Origin of the sequence: Ancylobacter sp. FA202 (genome assembly GCF_000380205.1) — a bacterium.
Taxonomy (GTDB): Bacteria; Pseudomonadota; Alphaproteobacteria; order Rhizobiales; family Xanthobacteraceae; genus Ancylobacter.
In genome coordinates this window covers 4,159,685-4,182,790 of record NZ_KB904818.1, presented here as the reverse complement: position 1 = coordinate 4,182,790, position 23,106 = coordinate 4,159,685, and the positions used below count along the sequence as shown (strand labels likewise).

Annotated in this window: 30 protein-coding genes and 1 pseudogene; all 31 read right to left on the bottom strand. The window is 63.6% G+C overall.

What is annotated here, in order from left to right; all coding sequences use genetic code 11:
• Positions 1-17: 17 nt before the first annotated feature.
• Positions 18-1,088, bottom strand: coding sequence for a DNA-directed RNA polymerase subunit alpha (locus A3M1_RS0119265; RefSeq protein ID WP_198291146.1), 1,071 nt, complete (start codon positions 1,086-1,088; stop codon positions 18-20).
• A gap of 76 nt (positions 1,089-1,164) precedes the next feature.
• A complete protein-coding gene (rpsK, locus tag A3M1_RS0119260; RefSeq protein ID WP_018390623.1) occupies positions 1,165-1,554 on the bottom strand; it encodes a 30S ribosomal protein S11 in 390 nt (129 codons plus the stop codon).
• 116 nt (positions 1,555-1,670) lie between these two features.
• Positions 1,671-2,039, bottom strand: coding sequence for a 30S ribosomal protein S13 (gene rpsM, locus A3M1_RS0119255; protein ID WP_018390622.1), 369 nt, complete (start codon positions 2,037-2,039; stop codon positions 1,671-1,673).
• A gap of 187 nt (positions 2,040-2,226) precedes the next feature.
• Positions 2,227-2,811, bottom strand: a complete 585-nt coding sequence (locus A3M1_RS0119250; protein ID WP_018390621.1) for an adenylate kinase — start codon at positions 2,809-2,811, stop codon at positions 2,227-2,229.
• Entirely contained in the window at positions 2,808-4,139 is a 1,332-nt protein-coding gene (gene secY, locus A3M1_RS0119245) for a preprotein translocase subunit SecY (RefSeq protein ID WP_018390620.1), read from the bottom strand. Before secY ends, A3M1_RS0119250 begins: the two co-directional genes overlap by 4 nt.
• 55 nt (positions 4,140-4,194) lie before the next feature.
• Positions 4,195-4,686 (bottom strand): 50S ribosomal protein L15, encoded by a 492-nt coding sequence (gene rplO, locus A3M1_RS0119240; RefSeq protein WP_018390619.1) that lies wholly within the window; start codon positions 4,684-4,686, stop codon positions 4,195-4,197.
• A 21-nt stretch (positions 4,687-4,707) separates the two neighbouring features.
• Complete coding sequence (gene rpmD, locus A3M1_RS0119235; RefSeq protein ID WP_018390618.1) at positions 4,708-4,899, bottom strand: 50S ribosomal protein L30; 192 nt, start codon at positions 4,897-4,899, stop codon at positions 4,708-4,710.
• Between the two features lie 25 nt (positions 4,900-4,924).
• On the bottom strand, positions 4,925-5,476 hold the full coding sequence (rpsE, locus tag A3M1_RS0119230) for a 30S ribosomal protein S5 (protein ID WP_018390617.1): 552 nt from the start codon (positions 5,474-5,476) through the stop codon (positions 4,925-4,927).
• A 43-nt stretch (positions 5,477-5,519) separates the two neighbouring features.
• The gene (rplR, locus tag A3M1_RS0119225) at positions 5,520-5,882 is read right to left on the bottom strand and encodes a 50S ribosomal protein L18 (protein WP_018390616.1); all 363 of its coding nucleotides are present in this window, start codon (positions 5,880-5,882) and stop codon (positions 5,520-5,522) included.
• A gap of 12 nt (positions 5,883-5,894) precedes the next feature.
• Positions 5,895-6,428, bottom strand: a complete 534-nt coding sequence (rplF, locus tag A3M1_RS0119220) for a 50S ribosomal protein L6 (RefSeq protein WP_018390615.1) — start codon at positions 6,426-6,428, stop codon at positions 5,895-5,897.
• Between the two features lie 20 nt (positions 6,429-6,448).
• A complete protein-coding gene (rpsH, locus tag A3M1_RS0119215) occupies positions 6,449-6,847 on the bottom strand; it encodes a 30S ribosomal protein S8 (RefSeq protein ID WP_018390614.1) in 399 nt (132 codons plus the stop codon).
• A gap of 13 nt (positions 6,848-6,860) precedes the next feature.
• Complete coding sequence (gene rpsN, locus A3M1_RS0119210) at positions 6,861-7,166, bottom strand: 30S ribosomal protein S14 (RefSeq protein WP_018390613.1); 306 nt, start codon at positions 7,164-7,166, stop codon at positions 6,861-6,863.
• Between the two features lie 59 nt (positions 7,167-7,225).
• Positions 7,226-7,783: a 50S ribosomal protein L5 gene (gene rplE / locus A3M1_RS0119205; RefSeq protein WP_018390612.1), complete on the bottom strand. Its 558-nt coding sequence runs from the start codon at positions 7,781-7,783 to the stop codon at positions 7,226-7,228.
• A complete protein-coding gene (gene rplX, locus A3M1_RS0119200; RefSeq protein WP_018390611.1) occupies positions 7,776-8,093 on the bottom strand; it encodes a 50S ribosomal protein L24 in 318 nt (105 codons plus the stop codon). Before rplX ends, rplE begins: the two co-directional genes overlap by 8 nt.
• Positions 8,093-8,461, bottom strand: coding sequence for a 50S ribosomal protein L14 (rplN, locus tag A3M1_RS0119195; RefSeq protein ID WP_018390610.1), 369 nt, complete (start codon positions 8,459-8,461; stop codon positions 8,093-8,095). Before rplN ends, rplX begins: the two co-directional genes overlap by 1 nt.
• A 73-nt stretch (positions 8,462-8,534) precedes the next feature.
• Positions 8,535-8,783, bottom strand: coding sequence for a 30S ribosomal protein S17 (gene rpsQ, locus A3M1_RS0119190; RefSeq protein ID WP_018390609.1), 249 nt, complete (start codon positions 8,781-8,783; stop codon positions 8,535-8,537).
• Positions 8,784-8,793: 10 nt separating this feature from the next.
• Positions 8,794-9,003 (bottom strand): 50S ribosomal protein L29, encoded by a 210-nt coding sequence (rpmC, locus tag A3M1_RS0119185; RefSeq protein WP_018390608.1) that lies wholly within the window; start codon positions 9,001-9,003, stop codon positions 8,794-8,796.
• Positions 9,004-9,014: 11 nt separating this feature from the next.
• On the bottom strand, positions 9,015-9,428 hold the full coding sequence (gene rplP / locus A3M1_RS0119180) for a 50S ribosomal protein L16 (RefSeq protein WP_018390607.1): 414 nt from the start codon (positions 9,426-9,428) through the stop codon (positions 9,015-9,017).
• A 30-nt stretch (positions 9,429-9,458) separates the two neighbouring features.
• On the bottom strand, positions 9,459-10,166 hold the full coding sequence (gene rpsC, locus A3M1_RS0119175; protein ID WP_018390606.1) for a 30S ribosomal protein S3: 708 nt from the start codon (positions 10,164-10,166) through the stop codon (positions 9,459-9,461).
• Entirely contained in the window at positions 10,166-10,546 is a 381-nt protein-coding gene (gene rplV, locus A3M1_RS0119170; RefSeq protein ID WP_018390605.1) for a 50S ribosomal protein L22, read from the bottom strand. The genes rpsC and rplV overlap by 1 nt, the downstream gene beginning before the upstream one ends.
• A gap of 10 nt (positions 10,547-10,556) precedes the next feature.
• Positions 10,557-10,835 carry a 30S ribosomal protein S19 gene (rpsS, locus tag A3M1_RS0119165; RefSeq protein WP_018390604.1) on the bottom strand — a complete coding sequence of 93 codons (279 nt, stop codon included), beginning with the start codon at positions 10,833-10,835 and terminating at the stop codon, positions 10,557-10,559.
• Positions 10,836-10,852: 17 nt separating this feature from the next.
• Positions 10,853-11,686 (bottom strand): 50S ribosomal protein L2, encoded by an 834-nt coding sequence (rplB, locus tag A3M1_RS0119160; RefSeq protein WP_018390603.1) that lies wholly within the window; start codon positions 11,684-11,686, stop codon positions 10,853-10,855.
• A gap of 23 nt (positions 11,687-11,709) precedes the next feature.
• A complete protein-coding gene (locus tag A3M1_RS0119155; RefSeq protein WP_018390602.1) occupies positions 11,710-12,006 on the bottom strand; it encodes a 50S ribosomal protein L23 in 297 nt (98 codons plus the stop codon).
• Complete coding sequence (gene rplD, locus A3M1_RS0119150) at positions 12,003-12,623, bottom strand: 50S ribosomal protein L4 (RefSeq protein WP_018390601.1); 621 nt, start codon at positions 12,621-12,623, stop codon at positions 12,003-12,005. The genes A3M1_RS0119155 and rplD overlap by 4 nt, the downstream gene beginning before the upstream one ends.
• Positions 12,623-13,375 carry a 50S ribosomal protein L3 gene (gene rplC / locus A3M1_RS0119145; protein WP_018390600.1) on the bottom strand — a complete coding sequence of 251 codons (753 nt, stop codon included), beginning with the start codon at positions 13,373-13,375 and terminating at the stop codon, positions 12,623-12,625. The genes rplD and rplC overlap by 1 nt, the downstream gene beginning before the upstream one ends.
• A 22-nt stretch (positions 13,376-13,397) precedes the next feature.
• On the bottom strand, positions 13,398-13,706 hold the full coding sequence (gene rpsJ, locus A3M1_RS0119140; protein WP_013166261.1) for a 30S ribosomal protein S10: 309 nt from the start codon (positions 13,704-13,706) through the stop codon (positions 13,398-13,400).
• 97 nt (positions 13,707-13,803) lie between these two features.
• A pseudogene (tuf, locus tag A3M1_RS25190) lies at positions 13,804-14,996 on the bottom strand (elongation factor Tu).
• 64 nt (positions 14,997-15,060) lie between these two features.
• The gene (gene fusA / locus A3M1_RS0119130; protein WP_018390599.1) at positions 15,061-17,136 is read right to left on the bottom strand and encodes an elongation factor G; all 2,076 of its coding nucleotides are present in this window, start codon (positions 17,134-17,136) and stop codon (positions 15,061-15,063) included.
• 27 nt (positions 17,137-17,163) lie between these two features.
• Positions 17,164-17,634 carry a 30S ribosomal protein S7 gene (gene rpsG, locus A3M1_RS0119125; protein WP_018390598.1) on the bottom strand — a complete coding sequence of 157 codons (471 nt, stop codon included), beginning with the start codon at positions 17,632-17,634 and terminating at the stop codon, positions 17,164-17,166.
• A gap of 10 nt (positions 17,635-17,644) precedes the next feature.
• A complete protein-coding gene (gene rpsL / locus A3M1_RS0119120; protein WP_018390597.1) occupies positions 17,645-18,016 on the bottom strand; it encodes a 30S ribosomal protein S12 in 372 nt (123 codons plus the stop codon).
• An 865-nt stretch (positions 18,017-18,881) separates the two neighbouring features.
• Entirely contained in the window at positions 18,882-23,072 is a 4,191-nt protein-coding gene (gene rpoC / locus A3M1_RS0119115) for a DNA-directed RNA polymerase subunit beta' (RefSeq protein ID WP_018390596.1), read from the bottom strand.
• Positions 23,073-23,106 lie beyond the last annotated feature (34 nt).

Sequence of the window (23,106 nt, the reverse complement as noted above, 5' to 3'; positions counted from 1 at the left end):
AACGCCGCGCTCAATGCTCAATAGTGATCTTCGAACCGCTTGGCGAGATCCTCGATGTTCTCCGGCGGCCAGCCCGGCACTTCCATGCCGAGATGCAGGCCCATGCTGGCGAGAACTTCCTTGATCTCGTTCAGCGACTTGCGGCCGAAGTTCGGGGTACGGAGCATCTCCGCCTCGGTCTTCTGGATCAGGTCGCCGATATAGACGATATTGTCGTTCTTCAAGCAGTTGGCCGAACGGACAGACAGCTCCAACTCGTCCACCTTCTTGAGCAGCGCGGGATTGAAGGGCAGCTCCTGCATGACAGGGCTTTCCGTCTCGCGCTTGGGCTCCTCGAAGTTGACGAAGATCTCGAACTGATCCTGCAGGATGCGCGCGGCATAGGCCAGGGCATCCTCGGGACCGACCGAGCCATTGGTTTCAATGGTCAGCGTCAGCTTGTCATAGTCGAGAATCTGACCCTCGCGGGTGTTCTCGACCTTGTAGGAGACCTTCTTGACCGGCGAATAGAGGCTGTCGACCGGGATGAGGCCGATCGGCGCGTCTTCCGGGCGATTGCGGTCGGCCGCGATGTAGCCCTTGCCGGTGTCGACGGTGAACTCCATGCGGATCTCGGCGCCGTCGTCGAGCGTGCAGAGCACGAGCTCGGGGTTCAGCACCTGCACGTCGCCCACGGTCTGGATGTCACCGGCGGTGACAACGCCCGGACCCTGCTTCTTCACAACCATGCGCTTGGGGCCATCGCCGGCCATCTTGATGGCGATGTCCTTGATGTTGAGGACGATGTCGGTCACGTCCTCGCGCACGCCGGGGATCGACGAGAACTCGTGCAGCACCCCGTCGATATGCACGGACGTCACCGCCGCGCCCTGAAGCGACGACAGCAGGATGCGGCGCAGCGCATTGCCGAGCGTCTGCCCGAAGCCGCGCTCCAGAGGCTCGGCGACGACGGTCGCCAGGCGCTTCGGGTCGCTGCCGAGCACGACTTCAAGCTTCTCGGGCTTGATCAGCTCTTGCCAGTTCTTTTGAATCACGACGTCACCCTTGGTTTCGACGGTGCCCCGGACTCCCTGCCCGGCACCTTCCACCCCGGTCCCGACGGGAGGGGGAAGGCCGACTGCAGCGGCCCCTGCGGCGCCCGAAGCGCCGCTGGATGATTAGGCGTCAGACGCGCCGACGCTTGCGCGGACGGCAGCCATTGTGCGGGATCGGCGTCACGTCGCGGATCGACGTCACGGTGAAGCCCGCAGCCTGGAAGGCGCGAAGCGCCGACTCACGGCCGGAACCGGGACCCGAAACCTCGACCTCGATGGTGCGCATGCCGTGATCGGCGGCCTTGCGGGCGCAATCCTCGGCAGCCACCTGCGCCGCATACGGCGTGGACTTGCGCGAACCCTTGAAGCCCATGGCGCCCGCCGACGACCAGGCAATCGTGTTGCCCTGCGCGTCGGTGATGGTGATCATGGTGTTGTTGAACGACGCATTCACATGCGCGACGCCGGAGGCGATGTTCTTGCGCTCACGACGCTTGATGCGGGCAGCTTCTTTAGCCATAGACCTTGGATCCTTCGGACGCGCCCGTCATTCCAGGCGCTCGGGACAGTAAACGTAACGAATGCGCCGGCCGCCCGTGGCGCCGGCGCTGAAAAGCGGGCCTCAGCCCGCCCTCCTCACTTCTTCTTGCCGGCGATCGCCTTGGCCGGACCCTTGCGGGTGCGGGCATTCGTATGGGTACGCTGGCCGCGCACCGGCAGGCCACGACGATGACGCAGGCCGCGGTAGCAGCCGAGGTCCATCAGGCGCTTGATGTTCATCGAGACTTCGCGGCGCAGGTCGCCCTCGACCAGATAGTCGCGGTCGATGGTCTCGCGGATCTGCAGGACTTCCTGGTCGGTGAGCTGGTTGACCCGGCGCTCGACCGGGATGCCGACCTTCTCCACGATGTCGGCCGCGTTCTTCGCGCCGATGCCGTGAATGTACTGAAGCGCAATGATGACGCGCTTGTTGGTCGGGATGTTAACGCCTGCAATACGAGCCACGTCGCTCTCTCCATGTGAACCGGACGAGCCGGTGATGAAAATGCCCCGCGCCGGTGGAGGCCGGCCCTTGCGGAGATACGCACGAGGCTGCCCGACATCAGCGAATTGATGTCGATTGGCAGCACCCGCTTGAGTGAAGCGCGGCACATAGAGCGATTCCGCTCACATGTCAAGCCGCAGCCACCTCTTAGGCAAGTTCGAGGACATCCGCGATGGCCTTCGTGACCTCGTCGATGGGTTTCATCCCATCGATGGTCGCCAGCATGCCGCGCGCCGCATAATAGGGAGCGACCACGGCGGTATCCCGGTTGAAGGCTTCGAGGCGGGTCTTGAACACCTCCGGGTCATCATCCTTGCGCACCGGCTCGCCGCGCGCGGCGGTCTCGCGGGCGCGCTGGATGATGCGGTCGACCAGCTTGTCCTGGTCGACCTTCAGTTCGATCACAGCGTCGAGCTTGAGGCCCTTCTCTGCCAGGATCCGGTCCAGCGCCTCGGCCTGCGCCACCGTGCGCGGGAAGCCGTCGAGGATGAACCCCTTGGCACAGTCAGGCTGGTCGATGCGGTCGGAGATGATGCCGATCACAATCTCGTCCGAGACGAGATTGCCGGCATCCATCACCGCCTTCGCCTTGAGGCCGATCGGCGTTTCGTTGCGAACGGCTTCGCGCAGCATGTCGCCGGTCGAAAGCTGCACGATCTCGTGGCGCGCGACCAGGCGCTGCGCCTGCGTGCCCTTCCCCGCCCCCGGAGGTCCGAGCAGTATAAGCCTCATCGGCGCTTCCCCTTGAGCTTGGCCTTCTTGACCAGCCCCTCATATTGGTGCGCCAACAGATGACCCTGAACCTGGGCCACCGTATCCATCGTCACGCTCACCACGATCAGCAGCGAGGTGCCGCCGAAGTAGAACGGGACTGCGGCGTAGGAGATGAGAATCTCCGGGAAAAGGCACACGACCGCTAGGTAAGCCGCACCGATGACCGTGATGCGAGTCAGCACATAGTCGATATACTCGGCGGTACGCTCACCCGGGCGAATGCCCGGCACGAAGCCGCCATGCTTCTTCAGATTGTCCGCCGTCTCCGTCGGATTGAACACGATCGCCGTGTAGAAGAAGCAGAAAAACACGATCAGCAGCACATAGAGCAGCATGAACAGCGGCTGCCCGTGCCCGATCAGCGTCGTCACCGTCGTCAGCCAGCCGGGGCCGGAGCTCTGCATGAAGCTCGCCACCGTGGTGGGAATGAGCAGCAGCGACGAGGCGAAGATCGGCGGGATGACGCCCGATGTGTTCAGCTTCAGCGGCAGGTGCGAGGACTGACCCTCATAAACTTTGTTGCCGACCTGGCGCTTGGGATACTGGATCAGCAGCCGGCGCTGCGCCCGCTCCATGAACACGATGAACATGATGATGCCGATGGCCATCAGGATCACCGCGAGGATGATGCCGGTGGACAGCGCGCCCTGACGGCCGAGTTCCAGCGTGTTGGCGATCGCCGCCGGCAGCTCCGCCACGATACCGGCGAAGATGATCAGCGAGATGCCGTTGCCGATGCCGCGCGAGGTGATCTGCTCACCGAGCCACATCAGGAACATGGTGCCGCCGGTCAACGTGACGACCGTCGAGATACGGAAGAACCAGCCGGGATCCGACACGACGGCGCCGGAGCCTTCAAGGCCGACGGCGATGCCGTAGGACTGGAAGACCGCGAGCACCACGGTGAGGTACCGCGTGTACTGGTTGATCATCTTGCGGCCCGACTCGCCTTCCTTCTTCAGCGCTTCCAGCGTCGGGGAGACGGTGGTCAGCAGCTGAATGATGATGGAGGCCGAGATGTAGGGCATGATGTTCAGGGCGAAGATCGCCATGCGCGACACGGCGCCGCCCGAGAACATGTTGAAGAGCCCGATAATGCCCTGCTGCGCCGTGCTGAACACGTCAGCCAGCGCGTCGGGATTGATCCCGGGCATCGGGATGTAGGTGCCCAGCCGATAAACGAGAAGCGCACCCAGGGTGAACCAGATGCGCTTCTTCAGTTCGTCGGCTTTTGCCAGAGCACCGAAATTGAGGTTTGCCGCGAGCTGTTCTGCTGCCGAGGCCATGGTGGCTCCGCTCCTCGTCTGCGCCCTGTAAAGTCGGTTAGGCCTGACTTAAGTGTCAGGCCGCCGTTTCGCCAGCGTCGGTCTTGGACACCAGCAGCGTCACCTTGCCGCCGGCCTTCTCAATCGCCTCGATCGCCGACTTGGTCGCATGGGCGACCTCGAACGTGACCTTGGCGGTCAGTTCGCCGGAGCCGAGCACGCGCACGCCGTCCTTGGTGCGGCGCAGCACGCCGGCCTCGACCAGCGCCGCCTGCGTCACAACAGCCGAAGCGTCCAGCTTGCCGGCATCGATCGCGGTCTGGACGCGGCCGAGGGAAACCTCGTTCCAGTCCAGCGCGAAGATGTTGGTGAAGCCGCGCTTGGGCAGGCGCCGATGGATCGGCATCTGGCCGCCCTCGAAGCCCTTGATCGCGACGCCGGTACGCGAGGTCTGACCCTTCACGCCACGTCCGCCGGTCTTGCCCTTGCCCGAGCCGATGCCGCGGCCGACGCGCATGCGCTTCTTGCGCGCGCCGGAATTGTCCTTGATCTCGTTAAGGCTGCTCATCGCCAGTCTCCTTCTGCGCCGTCAGGCTTCGACGACGCGGACGAGGTGGCGGACCTTGTAGATCATGCCACGCACGGCCGGGGTATCTTCGAGCGTCGAGCGACGCCCAAGCTTGTTGAGGCCGAGACCGATCAGCGTCGCCCGCTGAGCCTCGGGGCGGCGGATCGGGCTGCCGGTCTGTTCGACCGTAACCGTGTTGGTGCTGTTCGCCATGATTAGCTTCCCTACCTCTCAGGCGTCAGTCGGTCGCTTCGGCGTCGTCGATGCGACGGCGCGACTGAAGCTGCGAGACCTTGAGGCTGCGACGCGCCGCGACAAGACGCGGGCTGTCCTGGTTCTTCAGCGCATCGAAGGTCGCACGGACCATGTTGTACGGGTTGGACGAGCCGAAAGACTTCGCCACCACGTCCTGCATGCCCAGCGTCTCGAAGACGGCGCGCATCGGACCGCCGGCGATGATGCCGGTACCGGCCGGAGCCGCGCGCAGAATGACCTTGCCGGCGCCATGATGGCCATGCACGTCATGATGCAGGGTGCGGCCTTCGCGCAGCGGCACGCGGATCAGCGCGCGCTTGGCGGCTTCCGTCGCCTTGCGGATGGCTTCCGGCACTTCACGCGCCTTGCCGTGACCGAAGCCAACGCGGCCCTTCTGGTCGCCCACAACCACCAGGGCGGCGAAGCCAAAGCGACGGCCACCCTTCACAACCTTCGCGACACGGTTGATGTGGACCAGCTTGTCCACGAACGTGTTGTCGCGATCCTCGCGTTCACGCTCACGTTCACGAGCCATGATCTTATCCTCGTCGTTCTGCGGGGTGATCCCGCTCGTGATCTCAGAAGTTGAGACCGCCCTCACGGGCGGACTCGGCGAGCGCCTTGACGCGGCCGTGATAGATGAAGGCGCCGCGGTCGAAGACCACGTCCTTCACACCGGCCGCGACGGCGCGTTCCGCCACGAGCTTGCCGATCGCCTGAGCCGCGGCGACATCCGCGCCGGTCTTCAGGCTTTCCCGCAGGGCCTTCTCGAGCGTCGAGGCGGACGCAATCGTCACGCCGCGCGCGTCGTCGATGATCTGCGCATAGATGTGCTTCGACGAGCGATGCACCGAGAGGCGCGGCCGCCCGTTCGCCGTCGTGCGGAGAGCACGACGGACACGCGCCTTACGGCGCTCGGTAGCGTCCTTGTACTGTGCCATGGTTCGGGTCCGTTACTTCTTCTTGCCTTCCTTGCGGAAGATGAACTCACCCGCGTACTTCACGCCCTTGCCCTTATAGGGCTCGGGGCCGCGATAGTCGCGAATCTCGGCAGCGACCTGACCGACCTTCTGCCGGTCGATGCCGCTGATGACGATTTCGGTCGGCTTCGGGGTCACGATCTGGATCCCTTCCGGGATCGCATAGTTCACATCGTGGCTGAAGCCAAGCGCCAGGCTGAGGCTCTTGCCCTGCACGGCTGCGCGATAACCGACGCCGCTGATTTCAAGCTTCTTCTCGAAGCCCTTGGTGACGCCTTCGACCAGGTTGGCCACCAGCGTGCGGGACAGGCCCCACATCGCCTTGTGGCGGTTGGTCTCGCCGTTGAGGGAGAACAGGATCGCCCCGTCCTCCATCTTCACCGCGATCTCGTCGACAACAGTGGTTTCAAGCGACCCCTTGGGTCCCTTGACCGACACCGTCTGACCATTGATCGACGCCGTGACGCCGGCCGGAATGGTGATGGGGGCTTTACCGATCTTGGACATGTGCTCTCTCTCCTCCCCGATCAGAAGACCGTGAAGAGGACCTCGCCGCCCACGTTCTTGTCGCGGGCTTCGTGGTCCGCCATCACGCCCTGCGGCGTGGAGACGACAGCGACGCCAAGGCCGTTGGCGACGCGGGGAAGGGTCTTGACGGACGAATACACCCGCCGACCCGGCTTGGAGACACGCGAGATTTCGCGGATCACCGGCTCGCCGTCATAGTACTTGAGTTCGATCTCGAACTCGGTGCGGCCATTGACCGGCTCGGAAGCCGAATAGCCGCGGATGAAGCCCTCAGCCGTCAGGACTTCCAGCACGCTAGCGCGCAGACGCGAACCGGGCGTGAGGATCTTTTCCTTGCGGCGCATCTGCGCGTTGCGGATGCGGGTAATCAGATCGCCGATCGGATCAGTCGTGGACATGGATCGACCCTCCTCACCAGCTCGACTTGACGAGGCCAGGAATCTGGCCCTGCGAACCGAGCTCGCGAAGCGCGATACGGCTCATCTTCATCTTGCGATAGTAGGCGCGCGGGCGACCGGTGATCTCGCACCGGTTGCGGATACGCACCTTCGCCGAATTGCGCGGCAGTTCCGCCAACTTCAGGACCGCTGCGAAGCGCTCCTCGATCGGCAGTTCCTTGTTGCTCACCAGGGCCTTGAGACGCGAACGCCGGCCGGCATAGCTCTTCACGAGCTTGCGACGGTGTTCGTTCTTCTCGACCGAGCTCTTCTTGGCCATATGATCTTGCTCCTAGTCTCCGCGTTTGAGGCTCCCGCCCCACAGCCGGAAGGGGATGCTTACTGACGGAACGGGAAGTTGAAGGCCTTCAGAAGCGCGCGCGCCTCGTCGTCCGTCTTCGCCGTCGTGCAGACGATGATGTCCATGCCCCACATCTGATCAACCTTGTCGTAGTTGATCTCGGGGAACACGATATGCTCCTTGATGCCGAGCGCGAAATTGCCGCGGCCGTCAAAGCTCTTCGGGTTCAGGCCACGGAAATCGCGAACGCGCGGCAGCGCGATGTTGACCAGGCGGTCGACGAACTCGAACATGCGGGTCTTGCGAAGGGTGACCTTCGCGCCGACCGGCTGGTTCTCGCGCAGCTTGAAGTTCGAGATCGCGTTGCGGGCCCGGGTGACAACCGGCCGCTGGCCGGCGATCAGCGCGAGATCCGCGGCAGCGGTCGTCACCTTCTTCGTGTCGGCCGTCGCTTCGCCAACACCCATGTTGATGACGATCTTGTCGATCGTCGGCACTTCCATGGGGTTCTTGTAGCCGAACTGCTCGATCATCTGCTTGCGAACGACGTCCTCATAGAGCGACTTCATCCGCGGGCTGTAGCTGGTCTCAGCCATCGATCTTCTCCCCCGAGCGCTTGGCGACGCGCACCTTGGTGCCGTCCGCCTGCACAAGGAAACCGACGCGAGTCGGCTTGCCATCCTTAGGATCGGCAATCGCGATGTTCGACAGGTCGAGGGCCGCCTCCTTGGAGATGATCCCGCCTTCCTGGTTCGCGGTCTGCCGCTGGTGCCGCTTCACGAGGTTGACACCGCGCACACGCGCCTTGCCTTCCTTGGGCAGCACCTCAAACACCTCGCCCGTGCGACCCTTGTCGCGGCCGGTGAGAATGACGACCTTGTCGCCCTTCTTGATCTTCGCGGCCATCAAAGCACCTCCGGCGCCAGCGAGATGATCTTCATGTGGTTCTTCGCGCGAAGCTCGCGCGGAACCGGCCCGAAGATACGGGTGCCGACCGGCTCCTTGTTGTTGTTGATCAGAACGGCCGCATTGCGGTCGAAGCGGATCACAGAACCATCGACACGACGGATATCCTTGGCGGTGCGAACGACAACCGCCTTCATCACGTCGCCCTTTTTCACGCGGCCGCGCGGGATAGCTTCCTTCACCGACACCACGATGATGTCACCGACATGGGCATACTTGCGCTTCGAACCGCCAAGCACCTTGATGCACATGACGCGACGCGCACCGGAATTGTCCGCCACGTCGAGATTGGTCTGCATCTGGATCATGACGCACCTATTTCTCGCAAAAACCGCGCGCAGCCGTCACCGGCGCGCGCCCCTCAATCCCGTTTCCGGGCGCTCAGACTTCAGCCCGCTTCTCGCCCTGGACAACGATCCAGTTCTTGAGCTTGGACAAGGGGCGGTGCTCCTCGATCCAGACGGTGTCGCCTTCCTTCCAAGCGTTGCCCTCATCATGGGCATGGTACTTCTTGGAACGGCGGACGGTCTTCTTCAGCAGCGGATGGGTGAAACGGCGCTCGACCCGGACCACGACGGTCTTGTCCTGCTTGTCGCTCACCACGACGCCCTGCAGCATACGCTTCGGCATCGCCCTCTCCTCACTTAGCCTTGGCCGCAGACGCGGCCTTCTGCGCCTGGATGGTCTTGGTCCGCGCGATGTCGCGACGCACCTGACGCACCCGCGCCGTGTTTTCGAGCTGGCCGGTCGCCTTCTGGAAGCGCAGGTTGAACTGCTCCTTCTTCAGGCCCAGCAGCTGGTCCTGCAGCTCGTCAGCGGTCTTCGTCCGAATGTCGGAAGCCTTGGTCATCTGTTCCTCCGTCACTCAGCGATGCGCTCGACGAAGCGCGTCTTGATCGGCAGCTTCGCCGCCGCCAGCCGAAGCGCTTCACGGGCGATATCCTGGCTCACGCCATCGATCTCGAACATGATACGGCCGGGCTTGATCTTGGCGGCCCAATAGTCGGGCGCGCCCTTACCCTTACCCATGCGGACTTCGGTCGGCTTCGACGAAACCGGCACGTCAGGAAACACGCGGATCCACACCCGGCCCGCACGCTTCATGTGACGGGTGAGCGCGCGGCGCGCGGCTTCGATCTGACGCGCGGTCACGCGCTCCGGCTCCAGGGCCTTAAGCCCGAACTGGCCGAAATTGAGGTCAGTTCCGCCTTTCGCAACGCCGTGGATACGGCCTTTGAACTGCTTGCGGAACTTCGTGCGCTTTGGTTGCAGCATGTCGCGCCTCTTATTCCTTCATCACTCTGTTCACGCCGCGTCGCGGCGCGACGAGCGACCACCCGAAGATTCACTTTCCGCCTGGCGCTTATCCTGCGCCATCGGATCGTGCTCCAGGATCTCGCCCTTGAAGATCCAGACCTTGACACCGCAGGTGCCGTAGGTCGTGAAGGCGGTGGCCGTACCGTAATCTACGTCCGCGCGCAAGGTGTGAAGCGGCACGCGCCCTTCACGATACCATTCGAGACGGGCGATTTCCGCGCCGCCGAGACGGCCCGCGCAGTTGATACGAATGCCTTCCGCGCCCAAACGCATCGCGGACTGGACCGCGCGCTTCATGGCGCGACGGAACGCCACACGGCGCTCAAGCTGCTGCGCGATCGATTCGGCGACCAGGCGCGCGTCGATTTCGGGCTTCCGAATCTCGACGATGTTGATGAAGACTTCCGAGTTGGTCATCTCGGCAACCTTCTTGCGAAGCTTGTCGATGTCCGCACCCTTCTTGCCGATCACCACGCCCGGACGGGCGGAGTGGATCGTCACGCGGCACTTGCGGTGCGGACGCTCGATCACGATCTTGGAGACCGCGGCCTGCTTGAGCATCTTCTGCAGCACTTCACGGATCTTGATGTCCTCGTGAAGCAGCTGGCCGTACTCGCCCTTGCTCGCGAACCAGCGCGAGTCCCAGGTGCGGTTGATGCCGAGCCGGAGCCCGACCGGGTTGACCTTCTGACCCATCAGGCCTTCTCCTCGACTTCACGCACCACGATGGTGATATGCGAGAACGGCTTCTCGATCCGGCTCGCACGACCACGGGCACGAGCGGCGAAGCGCTTCATGACCAGGCCCTTGCCGACATGAGCCTCGGCGACGATCAGATCGTCGACGTCGAGCTCATGATTGTTCTCGGCATTGGCGATCGCCGATTCGAGGCACTTCTTCACGTCGCCGGCGATCCGCTTGCGCGAAAACTGAAGGTCGGCCAGTGCGGTCGCGACCTTCTTGCCCCGGATAAGACCGGCGACGAGGTTGAGCTTCTGGGGGCTGACGCGAAGGTTACGCGCAACCGCCTTGGCTTCCGTATCCGCGAGCGTGCGCGGACGAGCTGCCTTTCCCATGACCCTGCCTCTACTTCCGCTTGGCTTTCTTGTCCGCCGCATGCCCGTAATAGGTACGGGTAGGCGCGAACTCGCCGAACTTGTGGCCAACCATGTCCTCGGAAACCGAAACCGGGACGTGCTTATTGCCGTTATAGACGCCGAAGGTGATCCCCACAAACTGCGGGAGGATCGTGGAACGGCGGCTCCAAATCTTGATGACGTCGTGTCGACCCGACGCGCGCGCGGCATCCGCCTTCTTGAGGAGGTAGCCGTCGACGAACGGACCTTTCCAGACCGATCGAGACATAGTTCAGTTTCCCTCGCTCACTTCTTGCGGGCGTGCCGGCTGGACACGATGAACTTGGTGGTCGACTTGTTCTTCCGGGTCTTCTTGCCCTTGGTGGGGAAACCCCAGGGCGTGACCGGATGACGTCCACCCGAGGTGCGGCCTTCGCCGCCGCCATGCGGATGATCGACCGGGTTCATCGTGACGCCGCGATTGTGCGGACGACGGCCGAGCCAGCGCTTACGACCGGCCTTGCCGAGATTGGTGTTCATGTGGTCCGGGTTCGACACAGCGCCGACCGTACCCATGCACTCGCCGTGAATAAGGCGCTGCTCACCCGAATTGAGACGGATGATCACATAGCCCTGGTCGCGGCCGACGATCTGAGCGTAGGAACCGGCGGAGCGGGCGATCTGACCGCCCTTGCCGATCTTCAGCTCGACATTGTGCACGATCGTGCCGACCGGCAGATTGCCGAGAGGCGCGGCGTTGCCGGGCTTCACGTCGACGCTCTTCGAGGCGACAACCTGGTCGCCGACCGAAATGCGCTGCGGGGCCAGGATATAGCCAAGCTCGCCGTCCTCATACTTGATGAGGGCGATGAAAGCGGTGCGGTTCGGATCGTACTCGATACGCTCCACGGTCGCCGCAACGTCGCGCTTGGCGCGCTTGAAGTCGACGAGGCGGTAGGCCTGCTTGTGGCCGCCGCCGCGGAAGCGCACAGTGATGCGCCCGGTGTTGTTGCGGCCGCCCGCCTCCGACTTGCCTTCCGTCAGCGTCTTGACCGGCTTTCCCTTGTACAGGGACGAGCGGTCGACGATGACGAGCTGGCGAAGGCTCGGCGTTACCGGCTTGAAGGTTTTGAGCGCCATGTCTCTGGTCCCTTAATTCCGGCTCACAGACCCGTCGTGATGTCGATGGAGTGCCCCTCGGCGAGGGTCACGACCGCCTTCTTCACGTCGTTCTGCACGCCCTTGCGGCCCTTGAAGAACTTCGTCTTCCCCTTGCGGACCAGCGTGTTGACGCTCTCGACCTTCACATCGAAGAGCTTCTCGACCGCTTCCTTGATCTGCGGCTTGGTAGCCGTCAGAGCAACCTTGAAGACGACCTTGTTGTGCTCGGACGCCATCGTGGCCTTCTCGGTGATCACCGGGGACACGATCACGTCGTAGTGGCGCGGATCGAGACTCATTTGAAGCGCGCCTCCAGAGCGTCGACAGCCGCCTTCGTCAGAACCAGGGTCTGACGGCGCAGGATGTCGTAGACGTTGATGCCCTGGACGGGCAGAACGTCGAGATGGGTGACATTGCGCGAGGCGAGGCCGAAATTGGCATCCACCTCGGCGCCGGACACGACGAGCACGCTCGACAGGCCGAGACCCGCCAGACGCTCCTTCAGCAGCTTCGTCTTCGGCTCGGACAGCACGGCATCGTCGAGGACGATGATCTGCTGGTCCTTGGCCTTGGACGACAGCGCGTGGCGCAGGGCCAGCGCACGAACCTTCTTCGGCAGCTCGCTCGCATGGCTGCGGGCGACCGGACCGAACGCCTTGGCGCCGCCGCGGAACTGCGGAGCGGAAGCCGCACCGTGGCGAGCGCCGCCGGTGCCCTTCTGCTTGTACATCTTCCGCTTGGTGCGGTTGACGTCAGCGCGCGACAGCGTCTGGTGCGTGCCGGACTGGCGACGCGAGAGCTGCCACACCACGCAGCGGTGCAGGATGTCCTGGCGCGGCTCGAGACCGTAGATCTCGTCCGACAGGGTGATGGAGCCGGCCTCGGCCCCTTCGAGAGTCTTGACGGCGAGTTCCATCACACGTTCTCCTCGGCCGCAGCCTCGGTCGCCGGCGCAACGTCAGCCGCCGGCTCGTCGCTGGCCGCTTCCGCGCCCGGCAGACGGAACTTGCCCGGCTTCGGCGCGGCTTCCGGAAGCTTCTTCTTCACCGCATCGGCCACCAGGATCCAGCCGCCCTTATTGCCGGGCACCGCACCCTCGACCGCGATCAGACCGCGTTCGACATCGGTGAGCACAACCTTCAGGTTCTGCGTCGTCACCGTCTCGTGGCCCATATGGCCAGGCATCTTCTTGTTCTTGAAGGTCTTGCCAGGGTCCTGACGACCGCCGGTCGAACCGATCGAACGATGAGAGACCGAGACGCCGTGAGTGGCGCGCAGGCCGCCGAAATTGTGGCGCTTCATACCGCCGGCAAAACCCTTGCCGATGGAGGTGCCGGTCACGTCGACGAACTGGCCGACCACGAAGTGATCAACCGTCAGCTCGGCACCGACCGGAATGAGGTCGGTTTCCTCGACGCGGAATTCCGCCATCTTGCGCTTCGGCTCAACCTTCGCGACCGCGAAGTGGCCGCGCAGGGCGCGGGTGGTGTTCTGCGGCTTCGCCTGACCGACACCGAGCTGGACGGCGGTATAGCCGTTCTTCTCGAGCGTACGGTGGGCAACCACCTGGCAATTATCGACTTTCAGCACAGTGACCGGAACATGTTCCCCAGCATCGTTAAAGATGCGGGTCATGCCGACCTTCTGGGCGATGACGCCTGACCGCATGGCCGTGTCCCTTCGCCTTCTCTCAGAGCTTGATCTCGACGTCGACACCCGCAGCGAGGTCGAGCTTCATCAGCGCGTCCACGGTCTGGGGGGTCGGGTCGACTATGTCCAGCAGACGCTTGTGCGTCCGCATCTCGAACTGCTCACGGGACTTCTTGTCCACGTGGGGAGAACGATTGACCGTGAACTTCTCGATCCGCGTCGGAAGCGGAATGGGCCCGCGAACCTGGGCGCCCGTGCGCTTGGCCGTCGAGACGATTTCGCGCGTCGAGGCATCCAGGATGCGGTGATCGAACGCCTTGAGGCGGATCCGAATATTTTGGCCGTTCATTGACTTCAGGCTCCCAGAGGGCTCGTCAGTCGGGCTCAGTAACGAGCTCCACGAAAAAGGGGCGCAGGCGTTCCAGCGCCCCTCGGGATTGTCGATGTCACTCGATGATGGAGGCGACGACGCCGGCGCCGACGGTGCGGCCGCCTTCGCGGATGGCGAAGCGCAGCTTTTCTTCCATCGCGATCGGCACGATCAGCGCCCACGTCGACCGTGATGTTGTCGCCCGGCATAACCATTTCCGTGCCTTCCGGCAGGGTCACGATGCCGGTCACGTCCGTCGTCCGGAAGTAGAACTGCGGGCGGTAATTGGTGAAGAACGGCGTGTGACGGCCACCCTCTTCCTTCGTCAGGATGTAGGCTTCGGCCTTGAACTTCGTGTGCGGCTTCACCGAACCCGGCTTGCACACGACCTGGGCCGCGCTCAACGTCCTCGCGCTTCGTGCCACGAACCAGAATGCCGACATTGTCGCCGGCCTGGCCCTGGTCGAGCAGCTTGCGGAACATCTCCACGCCCGTGACCGTCGTCTTGATGGTCGGACGAATGCCGACGATCTCGACTTCCTCGCCGACCTTGATGATGCCGCGCTCGACGCGACCCGTCACCACCGTGCCGCGACCCGAGATCGAGAACACGTCTTCGATCGGCATCAGGAACGGCAGGTCAACCGGACGCTCCGGCTGCGGGATGTAGGCGTCGACCGCCTTCATCAGCTCGAGCACGGCGTCGTGGCCGAGCTTGGCGTCGCCATTCTGCAGCGCCACAAGCGCCGAGCCACGGATGATCGGGATGTCGTCGCCCGGGAAGTCGTACTTCGACAGAAGCTCGCGCACTTCCAGCTCGACCAGCTCGAGGAGTTCCTCGTCGTCGACCTGGTCGCACTTGTTCAGGAACACAACCAGAGCCGGAACGCCGACCTGACGGGCGAGCAGGATGTGCTCGCGGGTCTGCGGCATCGGGCCGTCGGCCGCCGAAACCACCAGAATCGCGCCGTCCATCTGCGCCGCGCCGGTGATCATGTTCTTCACATAATCCGCGTGGCCGGGGCAGTCGACGTGGGCATAGTGGCGGTTCGTCGTCTCGTACTCAACGTGAGCGGTCGAGATCGTGATGCCGCGCGCCTTCTCTTCCGGCGCCTTGTCGATCTGGTCGTACGCCGTGAACGTCGCGCCGCCCGTCTCCGCAAGAACCTTCGTGATCGCAGCCGTCAGAGACGTCTTGCCATGGTCAACATGGCCAATCGTCCCGATGTTGCAGTGAGGCTTCGAACGGTTGAACTTCTCTTTGGCCACGGGGCTCTCCGTCGGTCTTATCGATGTGGATACGAAATCGCTTCAAAAATTCAGGCCTGCCGCATCATGCGTACTTGGCCTGAACCTCCTGAGCGACGTTCGACGGCACCTGCTCGTAGTGGTCGAACTGCATGGTGAAGGTAGCGCGGCCCTGCGAGAAGGACCGGAGCGTATTGACGTAGCCAAACATGTTGGCCAGCGGCACCATCGCATTCACGACGTTCGCATTGCCACGCATGTCCTGGCCCTGGATCTGGCCGCGACGGGAGTTGAGGTCGCCGATGACCGAGCCGGTATAGTCTTCCGGGGTGACGACCTCGACCTTCATGATCGGCTCCAGCAGCACCGCGCCGCCCTTCTGCAGGGCCTCACGGAACGCCGCACGGGACGCGATCTCGAAGGCCAGGGCCGACGAGTCGACTTCGTGGTAGGCGCCGTCGATGAGCTCGACCTTGACGTCGACAACCGGGAAGCCAGCCAGCACGCCCGAACCGAGCACGCTTTCCAGACCCTTGTTGACGCCGGGGATGTACTCCTTCGGCACCGCGCCGCCGATGACCTTGCTCTCGAACGAGAAACCCTTGCCGACTTCGTTCGGCTCGACCACGAACTTCACCCGGGCGAACTGACCGGTACCGCCGGTCTGCTTCTTGTGGGTGTAGTCGATCTCGGTCTTGCGGGTGATCGTCTCGCGATAGGCGACCTGGGGGGCGCCGATATTGGCATCCACCTTGTAGGTGCGCTTCAGGATGTCGACCTTGATGTCGAGGTGCAGTTCGCCCATGCCCTTGAGGATGGTCTGGCCGCTCTCGAAATCGGTCGACACGCGGAAGGACGGATCCTCCGCCGCGAGCTTCGCCAGAGCGAGGCCCAGCTTCTCCTGGTCGGCCTTGGACTTCGGCTCGATCGCGATCTCAATGACCGGCTCGGGGAATTCCATCTTCTCAAGGATGACCGGTTTGGCCGGGTCGCACAGCGTATCGCCGGTGCGCACTTCCTTGAGGCCCGCCAGAGCGACGATGTCGCCGGCATAGGCTTCCTTGATGTCTTCGCGGTTGTTCGCATGCATGAGCAGCATGCGACCGACGCGCTCCTTCTTGTCGCGGGTCGAGTTCAGCAGACCCATGCCGGTTTCGAGCTTGCCCGAATAGACGCGGCAGAAGGTGATGGTGCCGACGAAGGGGTCGTCCATGATCTTGAACGCGAGGACCGACAGCGGGTCGCTATCGTTCGGGTTGCGAACGGTCTCTTCTTCGGTGTCGAAGTCGATGCCCTTGATCGCGCCACGATCGATCGGCGACGGCAGGAAGTCGCACACTGCGTCGAGCAGCGGCTGGACGCCTTTGTTCTTGAACGCCGAGCCACAGAACACCGGGTTGAACACGCGGCCGATGACGGCCTTGCGGATCAGACCCTTGAGGGTGGCTTCGTCGGGCTCGACGCCTTCGAGATAGGCGGAGAGCACGTCGTCATCGAGCTCGACAGCCGCTTCGAGCAGCTTGCCGCGATATTCGATGGCCTGGTCGAGCAGCTCAGCCGGGATCTCTTCGTCGTGATACTTCGCGCCGAGCTCTTCATTGTCCCACACGACCGCCTTCATGCGGACGAGGTCAATGATGCCCTTGAAGTTGTTCTCGGAACCGATGGGCAGCTGGCAGCAGACCGGCTTGCCGTCAACGCGGTCGATAATCATCTCCACGCAGCGGAAGAAGTCGGCGCCGGTCTTGTCCATCTTGTTGACGAACACGATGCGCGGAACGTTGTACTTGTCGGCCTGGCGCCAGACGGTCTCGGTCTGGGGCTCGACGCCCTGGTTGCCGTCAAGAACGCAGACGGCGCCATCGAGCACACGCAGCGAGCGCTCGACTTCAATGGTGAAGTCGACGTGGCCGGGGGTGTCGATGATGTTCAGGCGCTTGCCATGCCAGAAAGCGGTCGTCGCGGCCGACGTAATCGTGATGCCGCGCTCCTGCTCCTGGGTCATCCAGTCCATGGTGGCAGCGCCATCATGGACTTCGCCGATCTTGTGGCTCTTGCCGGTGTAATAGAGGATCCGTTCGGTCGTGGTGGTCTTGCCGGCATCAATGTGGGCCATGATGCCGAAGTTACGGTAGTCTTCAATAGCATGAATGCGCGACATATCAGATCCTCGTCCCGGCTCTCGTCATCACCAGCGGTAGTGAGAGAAGGCGCGGTTGGCCTCCGCCATGCGGTGCGTGTCTTCACGTTTCTTCACGGCAGTGCCGCGGTTGTTCGAGGCGTCGAGCAGTTCGCCTGACAGACGCTCGACCATGGTCTTCTCGTTGCGGGCACGTGCCGCAATGATCAGCCAGCGGATCGCGAGAGCCTGACGGCGCTCGGGACGCACTTCGACGGGCACCTGGTAGGTGGCGCCGCCGACACGGCGGGAACGCACCTCGATGGCCGGGCTGACATTGTCCAGCGCCTGGGTGAACACACCCAGAGGCTCGGACTTGGCGCGGTTCTCGACCAGGTCGAGGGCGCCATAAACGATCTGCTCGGCAACCGACTTCTTGCCGTCATACATGACGGCGTTCATGAAGCGGCTCAGCACCTCGCTCCCGAACTTGGGATCCGGGGTAACTTCGCGGCGCTCTGCACGATGACGACGGGACATCGCTCAATCCTCACTTCGGCCGCTTGGCGCCGTACTTGGAACGGCGCTGCTTACGATTCTTGACGCCCTGCGTATCGAGCACGCCGCGCAGGATGTGATAGCGCACGCCAGGAAGATCCTTGACGCGGCCGCCGCGGATCATCACCACGGAGTGTTCCTGCAGGTTGTGCCCCTCGCCGGGGATGTAACCGATGACTTCATAGCCATTGGTCAAACGAACCTTGGCGACCTTACGAAGCGCCGAGTTCGGCTTCTTCGGGGTCGTCGTATAGACGCGGGTGCAAACACCACGCTTCTGCGGGCTGGCCTGCAGCGCCGGAACCTTGTTCCGGGCCTTCTGGGCTTCCCGCGGCTTGCGGATCAGCTGGTTGATCGTCGGCACGTGTCTCGCCTTCGTCTCGCTGCGCTACGGACAGGAATGCCCTCGCGCTAACCCAATTTCCGCGGCCGCAACCGCATTCTTCTTCTCGGCAATTCGGAACAATCAGCACGCCGGCCTGCCTGCGAACGAAAGAAGCGCCGCCGGCCAGATCCTGGCCGAGGGCGCTGTACGTTCAGAGGATCACGCGATGGCTCGAAAGCCACCAGATGCGCGATCATGCGCCGGATTTGGTCGTGCTTGCGTCCCGGCAGCGTCTTGAAATTCTGTGTCCAGACAGGGTGTCCGAACGCGGTAACTTCAACCGCCTGCCGTGAAAGTAGGCGCCTTCTACCCGCCGACTCGCCTGACGTCAACCCTTAACCGTAAGAATGGCCGCTCACAGGGTCGTGCGAGGCTTTGCGGACGCTGAATTCCCGCGAAAGGGGGCGCCAGGAGGCCGAGTAGACGCCGACTCGCCAACCTGTCGCTGTCGTCGTTTAACAGATTCGCAGGCCCGCCCCCTACGAAGGCGACTCGCGAGTCGCGGAATGACGAATCGCGACTCGCAGTCTTGGCGCCGATGCTGCGGGAGGACTGTTGCAAGGCGCCCCTCCCCTGTGCCGCGAAGAACCGGCGGAACGGCCGGACCCGGCGACACTGGAGGCCGCCCCAAATCGCCACCGGCCCCGCACGGCGGCCTCCGACGTCCGAACGGCAGCGGGGCTGACGTCAACAGAGAGCCTGCCACCGGGGCGGCCTGCCCCGTTAACCATGCCAGGGCGCCTTCACCCTCCGAAGCCGCCTCGGCTGCGCGCTGTCCCGCACAAAGCAAAAGGGCCGCCCCTGAGGGACGGCCCTTTCCATTTCTACCAGGCTGCGACGCCGATCACTCGGCGGCGGCCGGTCCTTCCAGACGCGGAGCGTTGGACGCCACGCCGTCCTGTTCGTTCTGCGCGGCGATGAGTTCGTCGCGCGAGGTCGCGGTGACGCGGAGCTTGGCCATCTGCGCCCCGGTGCCCGCCGGGATCAGGCGGCCGACGATGACGTTCTCCTTGAGGCCAGCGAGATCATCGGACTTGCCGTTGACCGCCGCCTCGGTGAGCACCCGGGTCGTCTCCTGGAAGGAGGCGGCCGAGATGAAGGAGCGCGTCTGCAGGCTCGCCTTGGTGATGCCGAGCAGCACGGGATGACCAGACGCGGGCTTCTTGCCCTCGGCGACCAGCACCTCGTTGATCTCGTTCAGCTCCGAGGCGTCGATCTGCTCGTTGGTGAGCAGGTCGCTTTCGCCAGCGTCGTCGATCTCGACCTTCTGCAGCATCTGGCGAACGATCACCTCGATGTGCTTGTCGTTGATGAGCACGCCCTGCAGCCGGTAGACCTCCTGGATCTCGTTGACGAGATAGGCGGCGAGTTCCTCGACGCCCTTGATGGCCAGGATGTCGTGCGGCGCGGGGTTGCCGTCGACGATGAAGTCGCCCTTCTCGACGAGGTCGCCATCCTGCAGATGGATGTGCTTGCCCTTCGGGATCAGGTACTCGGCCGTGTCGTCGGTCGAATCCTGCGGCTCGATGCTCACGCGGCGCTTGTTCTTGTAGTCCTTGCCGAACCGGATCGTGCCGGAGATTTCGGCGATGATCGCCGCATCCTTCGGACGACGCGCCTCGAACAGCTCCGCCACGCGCGGCAGACCGCCCGTGATGTCGCGGGTCTTGGCGGACTCCATCGGCACGCGGGCGAGAACGTCGCCAGCCTTGATGGTGGAGCCGGGATCGGCCGACAGAATGGCTTCCACCGGCAGCGTGTAGCGGGCATCGCCGCCGCGCTGCAGCTTCAGCACCTTGCCGTCCGCACCCTTCACCACCAGCGAGGGACGCAGTTCCGAGCCACGGCCCGTGCGCCAGTCGGTGACGACGCGCTTGGCGATGCCGGTCGATTCGTCGACCGTCTCGCTGAGCGAAGCGCCTTCGACCAGATCCTCGTAACCCACGATACCCTCGACCTCGGTGAGGATCGGACGGGTATAGGGGTCCCACTCGGCGATGCGCTGGCCACGCTTGATGGCGTCGCCGTCATCGACCTTCAGCTTGGCGCCGAACTGGATGCGGTGCGCCGCCTTTTCCGAACCGTCGTGATCGATGATCAGGACGGACAGGTTGCGGCTCATGGCGATCAGCTCGCCTTCCGAGTTCCGCACCACATTGCGGTTGCGGATCTTCACCGTGCCCTCGAAAGAGGCCTCGATGAAGGACTGCTCGGAGAGCTGCGCCGCGCCGCCGATGTGGAAGGTGCGCATGGTGAGCTGGGTGCCCGGCTCGCCGATCGACTGCGCCGCGATGACGCCGACCGCCTCGCCCATGTTGACAGGCGTGCCGCGAGCCAGATCGCGGCCGTAGCAGGTCCCGCAGACGCCATTCTTGGCCTCGCAGGTCAGCACGGAGCGGATCTTGATCTCCTGCACGCCCGCCTTGGAGATGCGCTCGATATCCGCCTCGTCCATCATGTGGCCGGCCGGCACGATCACATTGCCAGTCGCGCCCTCGATCACGTCCTCGGCCGCGGTACGGCCCAGAACGCGCGAGCCGAGCGTGGCGACGATGTTGCCCGCGTCGATGATGGCGCGCATGGCGATGCCGTTGGTGGTGCCGCAGTCGCGCAACGTGATGATGCTGTCCTGGGCCACGTCGACGAGACGACGGGTCAGGTAGCCCGAGTTGGCGGTCTTCAGCGCGGTGTCGGCCAGGCCCTTACGGGCACCGTGGGTCGAGTTGAAGTACTCGAGCACGGAGAGGCCTTCCTTGAAGTTCGAGATGATCGGCGTCTCGATGATCTCGCCCGACGGCTTGGCCATCAGACCGCGCATGGCGGCGAGCTGGCGCATCTGCTCGCGCGAACCACGCGCGCCGGAATGGGCCATCATGTAGATCGAGTTGATCTGCTTCTCGCGACCCGTCACCGGGTCCTTCTTCACCGCCGAAATCTCGGCCATCATCTCGTCGGCGAGGCGGGCGGAGCACTTGCCCCACGCATCGACGACCTTGTTGTACTTTTCGCCCTGGGTGATCAGGCCGTCATTGTACTGCTGCTCGTACTCCTTGGTGAGCGAACGGGTCTCTTCGACCATGTCCCACTTCTTGGAGGGCACCACCATGTCGTCCTTGCCGAAGGAAATGCCGGCGCGGAAGGCGTTGGAGAAGCCGAGCGTCATGATGCGATCGCAGAAGATGACCGTCTCCTTCTGACCGCAGTGGCGGTAGACGGTGTCGATCATGTTCGAGATTTCCTTCTTGGTCATCAGCTTGTTGACGACGTCGAAGGGGGTCTTGGCGTTCTTCGGCAGCAATTCGCCGAGCTTCATGCGGCCGGGCGTGGTCTCGTGGATCTTCGAGACGGGCTTGCCGTCCTCGCCCACGCCGATATAGCGCCCACGCACCTTAGTGTGCAGCGTGATGGCCTTGACCGCCAGCGCGTGGTCGATCTCGCCCATGTTGGCGAACGCCATGCCCTGACCGGGCTCGTTCTCCTTCATCATGGTGAGGTAATACAGACCGAGCACGATATCCTGCGACGGCACGATGATCGGAGCGCCGTTGGCCGGGTGCAGGATGTTGTTTGTCGACATCATCAGCACGCGCGCTTCAAGCTGCGCCTCGATGGACAGGGGCACGTGCACCGCCATCTGGTCGCCGTCGAAGTCCGCGTTGAAGGCCGAGCAGACCAGCGGGTGAAGCTGGATCGCCTTGCCTTCGATCAGCACCGGCTCGAACGCCTGGATGCCCAGGCGATGCAGCGTCGGGGCGCGGTTCAGCATCACCGGATGCTCGCGAATGACCTCGTCGAGGATGTCCCACACCTCGGGACGCTCCTTCTCGACGAGCTTCTTCGCCTGCTTCACAGTGGCGGACAGGCCCTTGGCGTCGAGGCGCGAATAGATGAAGGGCTTGAACAGCTCCAGCGCCATCTTCTTCGGCAGGCCGCACTGGTGCAGCTTCAGCTCGGGACCGACGACGATCACCGAACGACCGGAATAGTCGACGCGCTTGCCGAGCAGGTTCTGGCGGAACCGGCCCTGCTTGCCCTTCAGCATATCGGCGAGCGACTTCAGCGGGCGCTTGTTGGCACCCGTGATGACGCGGCCGCGACGGCCATTGTCGAACAGCGCATCGACCGCTTCCTGAAGCATGCGCTTCTCGTTGCGGATGATGATATCCGGGGCCTTCAGCTCGATCAGCCGCTTGAGGCGGTTGTTACGGTTGATGACGCGGCGGTAGAGGTCGTTCAGGTCGGACGTGGCGAAACGGCCGCCGTCCAGCGGGACGAGCGGGCGCAGGTCCGGCGGGATCACCGGAACATGCGTCAGGATCATCCATTCCGGCTTGTTGCCGGATTCCTGGAAGGCTTCGACAATCTTCAGCCGCTTGGCGAGCTTCTTCGGCTTCAGCTCGGTGGTCGCCTCGGCGATCTCCTTGCGCAGGTTGCCGGCGATCTTCTCCAGATCCATGCCGCGCAGAATCTCACGGATCGCCTCGGCGCCGATCAGCGCCGTGAACGAGTCATCACCATATTCTTCCTGCGCGCGCAGATAGTCCTCTTCCGAGAGGAGCTGACGCTCCTTCAGCGGGGTGAGGCCCGGCTCGATGACGCAGTAATATTCAAAGTACAGGATGCGTTCGAGGTCCTTGAGCGTCATGTCGAGCAGCAGGCCGATGCGGCTCGGCAGCGACTTCAGGAACCAGATATGCGCGACCGGGGCGGCAAGCTCGATGTGGCCCATGCGCTCGCGACGCACGCGCGACAGCGTGACTTCCACGCCGCACTTCTCGCAGATGATGCCCTTGTACTTCATGCGCTTGTACTTGCCGCACAGGCACTCATAGTCCTTGATCGGACCGAAGATGCGCGCGCAGAACAAGCCGTCACGCTCGGGCTTGAACGTGCGGTAGTTGATCGTCTCCGGCTTCTTGATCTCACCGAAGGACCACGACAGGATCTTCTCCGGACTCGCGATCGAGATCTTGATCTGATCGAAAGTCGGCGCCGGCGCCGCCGGGTTGAAGAGATTCATCACCTCTTGATTCATCGCCGTCTCCTTCGGCTGGACCCCGCCTCCGCCG

Bases quoted from the DNA above. Each gene is read 5' to 3' on its own strand.
- rplE (WP_018390612.1), bottom strand. From the start codon at position 7,783: ATGGCTGAGACCAGCTACAGCCCGCGGATGAAGTCGCTCTATGAGGAC.
- rpsK (WP_018390623.1), bottom strand. From the start codon at position 1,554: ATGGCTAAAGAAGCTGCCCGCATCAAGCGTCGTGAGCGCAAGAACATC.
- A3M1_RS0119250 (WP_018390621.1), bottom strand. From the start codon at position 2,811: ATGAGGCTTATACTGCTCGGACCTCCGGGGGCGGGGAAGGGCACGCAG.
- rplB (WP_018390603.1), bottom strand. From the start codon at position 11,686: ATGGCGCTCAAAACCTTCAAGCCGGTAACGCCGAGCCTTCGCCAGCTC.
- rplN (WP_018390610.1), bottom strand. From the start codon at position 8,461: ATGATCCAGATGCAGACCAATCTCGACGTGGCGGACAATTCCGGTGCG.
- rpsG (WP_018390598.1), bottom strand. From the start codon at position 17,634: ATGTCCCGTCGTCATCGTGCAGAGCGCCGCGAAGTTACCCCGGATCCC.
- rplF (WP_018390615.1), bottom strand. From the start codon at position 6,428: ATGTCCAAGATCGGTAAAGCCCCCATCACCATTCCGGCCGGCGTCACG.
- rpsQ (WP_018390609.1), bottom strand. From the start codon at position 8,783: ATGCCGAAGCGTATGCTGCAGGGCGTCGTGGTGAGCGACAAGCAGGAC.
- rplR (WP_018390616.1), bottom strand. From the start codon at position 5,882: ATGGCACAGTACAAGGACGCTACCGAGCGCCGTAAGGCGCGTGTCCGT.
- rplO (WP_018390619.1), bottom strand. From the start codon at position 4,686: ATGAGCAGCCTTAACGAGATCAAGGACAATTCCGGCGCGCGCAAGAAG.
- rpsE (WP_018390617.1), bottom strand. From the start codon at position 5,476: ATGGCTCGTGAACGTGAGCGTGAACGCGAGGATCGCGACAACACGTTC.
- A3M1_RS0119155 (WP_018390602.1), bottom strand. From the start codon at position 12,006: ATGAGTCTCGATCCGCGCCACTACGACGTGATCGTGTCCCCGGTGATC.
- rpmC (WP_018390608.1), bottom strand. From the start codon at position 9,003: ATGACCAAGGCTTCCGACATTCGGACGAAGACCGCTGACGAGCTGCAG.
- secY (WP_018390620.1), bottom strand. From the start codon at position 4,139: ATGGCCTCGGCAGCAGAACAGCTCGCGGCAAACCTCAATTTCGGTGCT.
- rpsJ (WP_013166261.1), bottom strand. From the start codon at position 13,706: ATGAACGGCCAAAATATTCGGATCCGCCTCAAGGCGTTCGATCACCGC.
- rplP (WP_018390607.1), bottom strand. From the start codon at position 9,428: ATGCTGCAACCAAAGCGCACGAAGTTCCGCAAGCAGTTCAAAGGCCGT.
- rpsH (WP_018390614.1), bottom strand. From the start codon at position 6,847: ATGTCCACGACTGATCCGATCGGCGATCTGATTACCCGCATCCGCAAC.
- rplC (WP_018390600.1), bottom strand. From the start codon at position 13,375: ATGCGGTCAGGCGTCATCGCCCAGAAGGTCGGCATGACCCGCATCTTT.
- rpoC (WP_018390596.1), bottom strand. From the start codon at position 23,072: ATGAATCAAGAGGTGATGAATCTCTTCAACCCGGCGGCGCCGGCGCCG.
- rpmD (WP_018390618.1), bottom strand. From the start codon at position 4,899: ATGGCGAACAGCACCAACACGGTTACGGTCGAACAGACCGGCAGCCCG.
- rpsN (WP_018390613.1), bottom strand. From the start codon at position 7,166: ATGGCCAAGAAGAGCTCGGTCGAGAAGAACGAACACCGTCGCAAGCTC.
- rpsC (WP_018390606.1), bottom strand. From the start codon at position 10,166: ATGGGTCAGAAGGTCAACCCGGTCGGGCTCCGGCTCGGCATCAACCGC.
- rplV (WP_018390605.1), bottom strand. From the start codon at position 10,546: ATGGGAAAGGCAGCTCGTCCGCGCACGCTCGCGGATACGGAAGCCAAG.
- fusA (WP_018390599.1), bottom strand. From the start codon at position 17,136: ATGTCGCGCATTCATGCTATTGAAGACTACCGTAACTTCGGCATCATG.
- rplX (WP_018390611.1), bottom strand. From the start codon at position 8,093: ATGGCCGCGAAGATCAAGAAGGGCGACAAGGTCGTCATTCTCACCGGC.
- rplD (WP_018390601.1), bottom strand. From the start codon at position 12,623: ATGGAACTCGCCGTCAAGACTCTCGAAGGGGCCGAGGCCGGCTCCATC.
- rpsS (WP_018390604.1), bottom strand. From the start codon at position 10,835: ATGTCTCGATCGGTCTGGAAAGGTCCGTTCGTCGACGGCTACCTCCTC.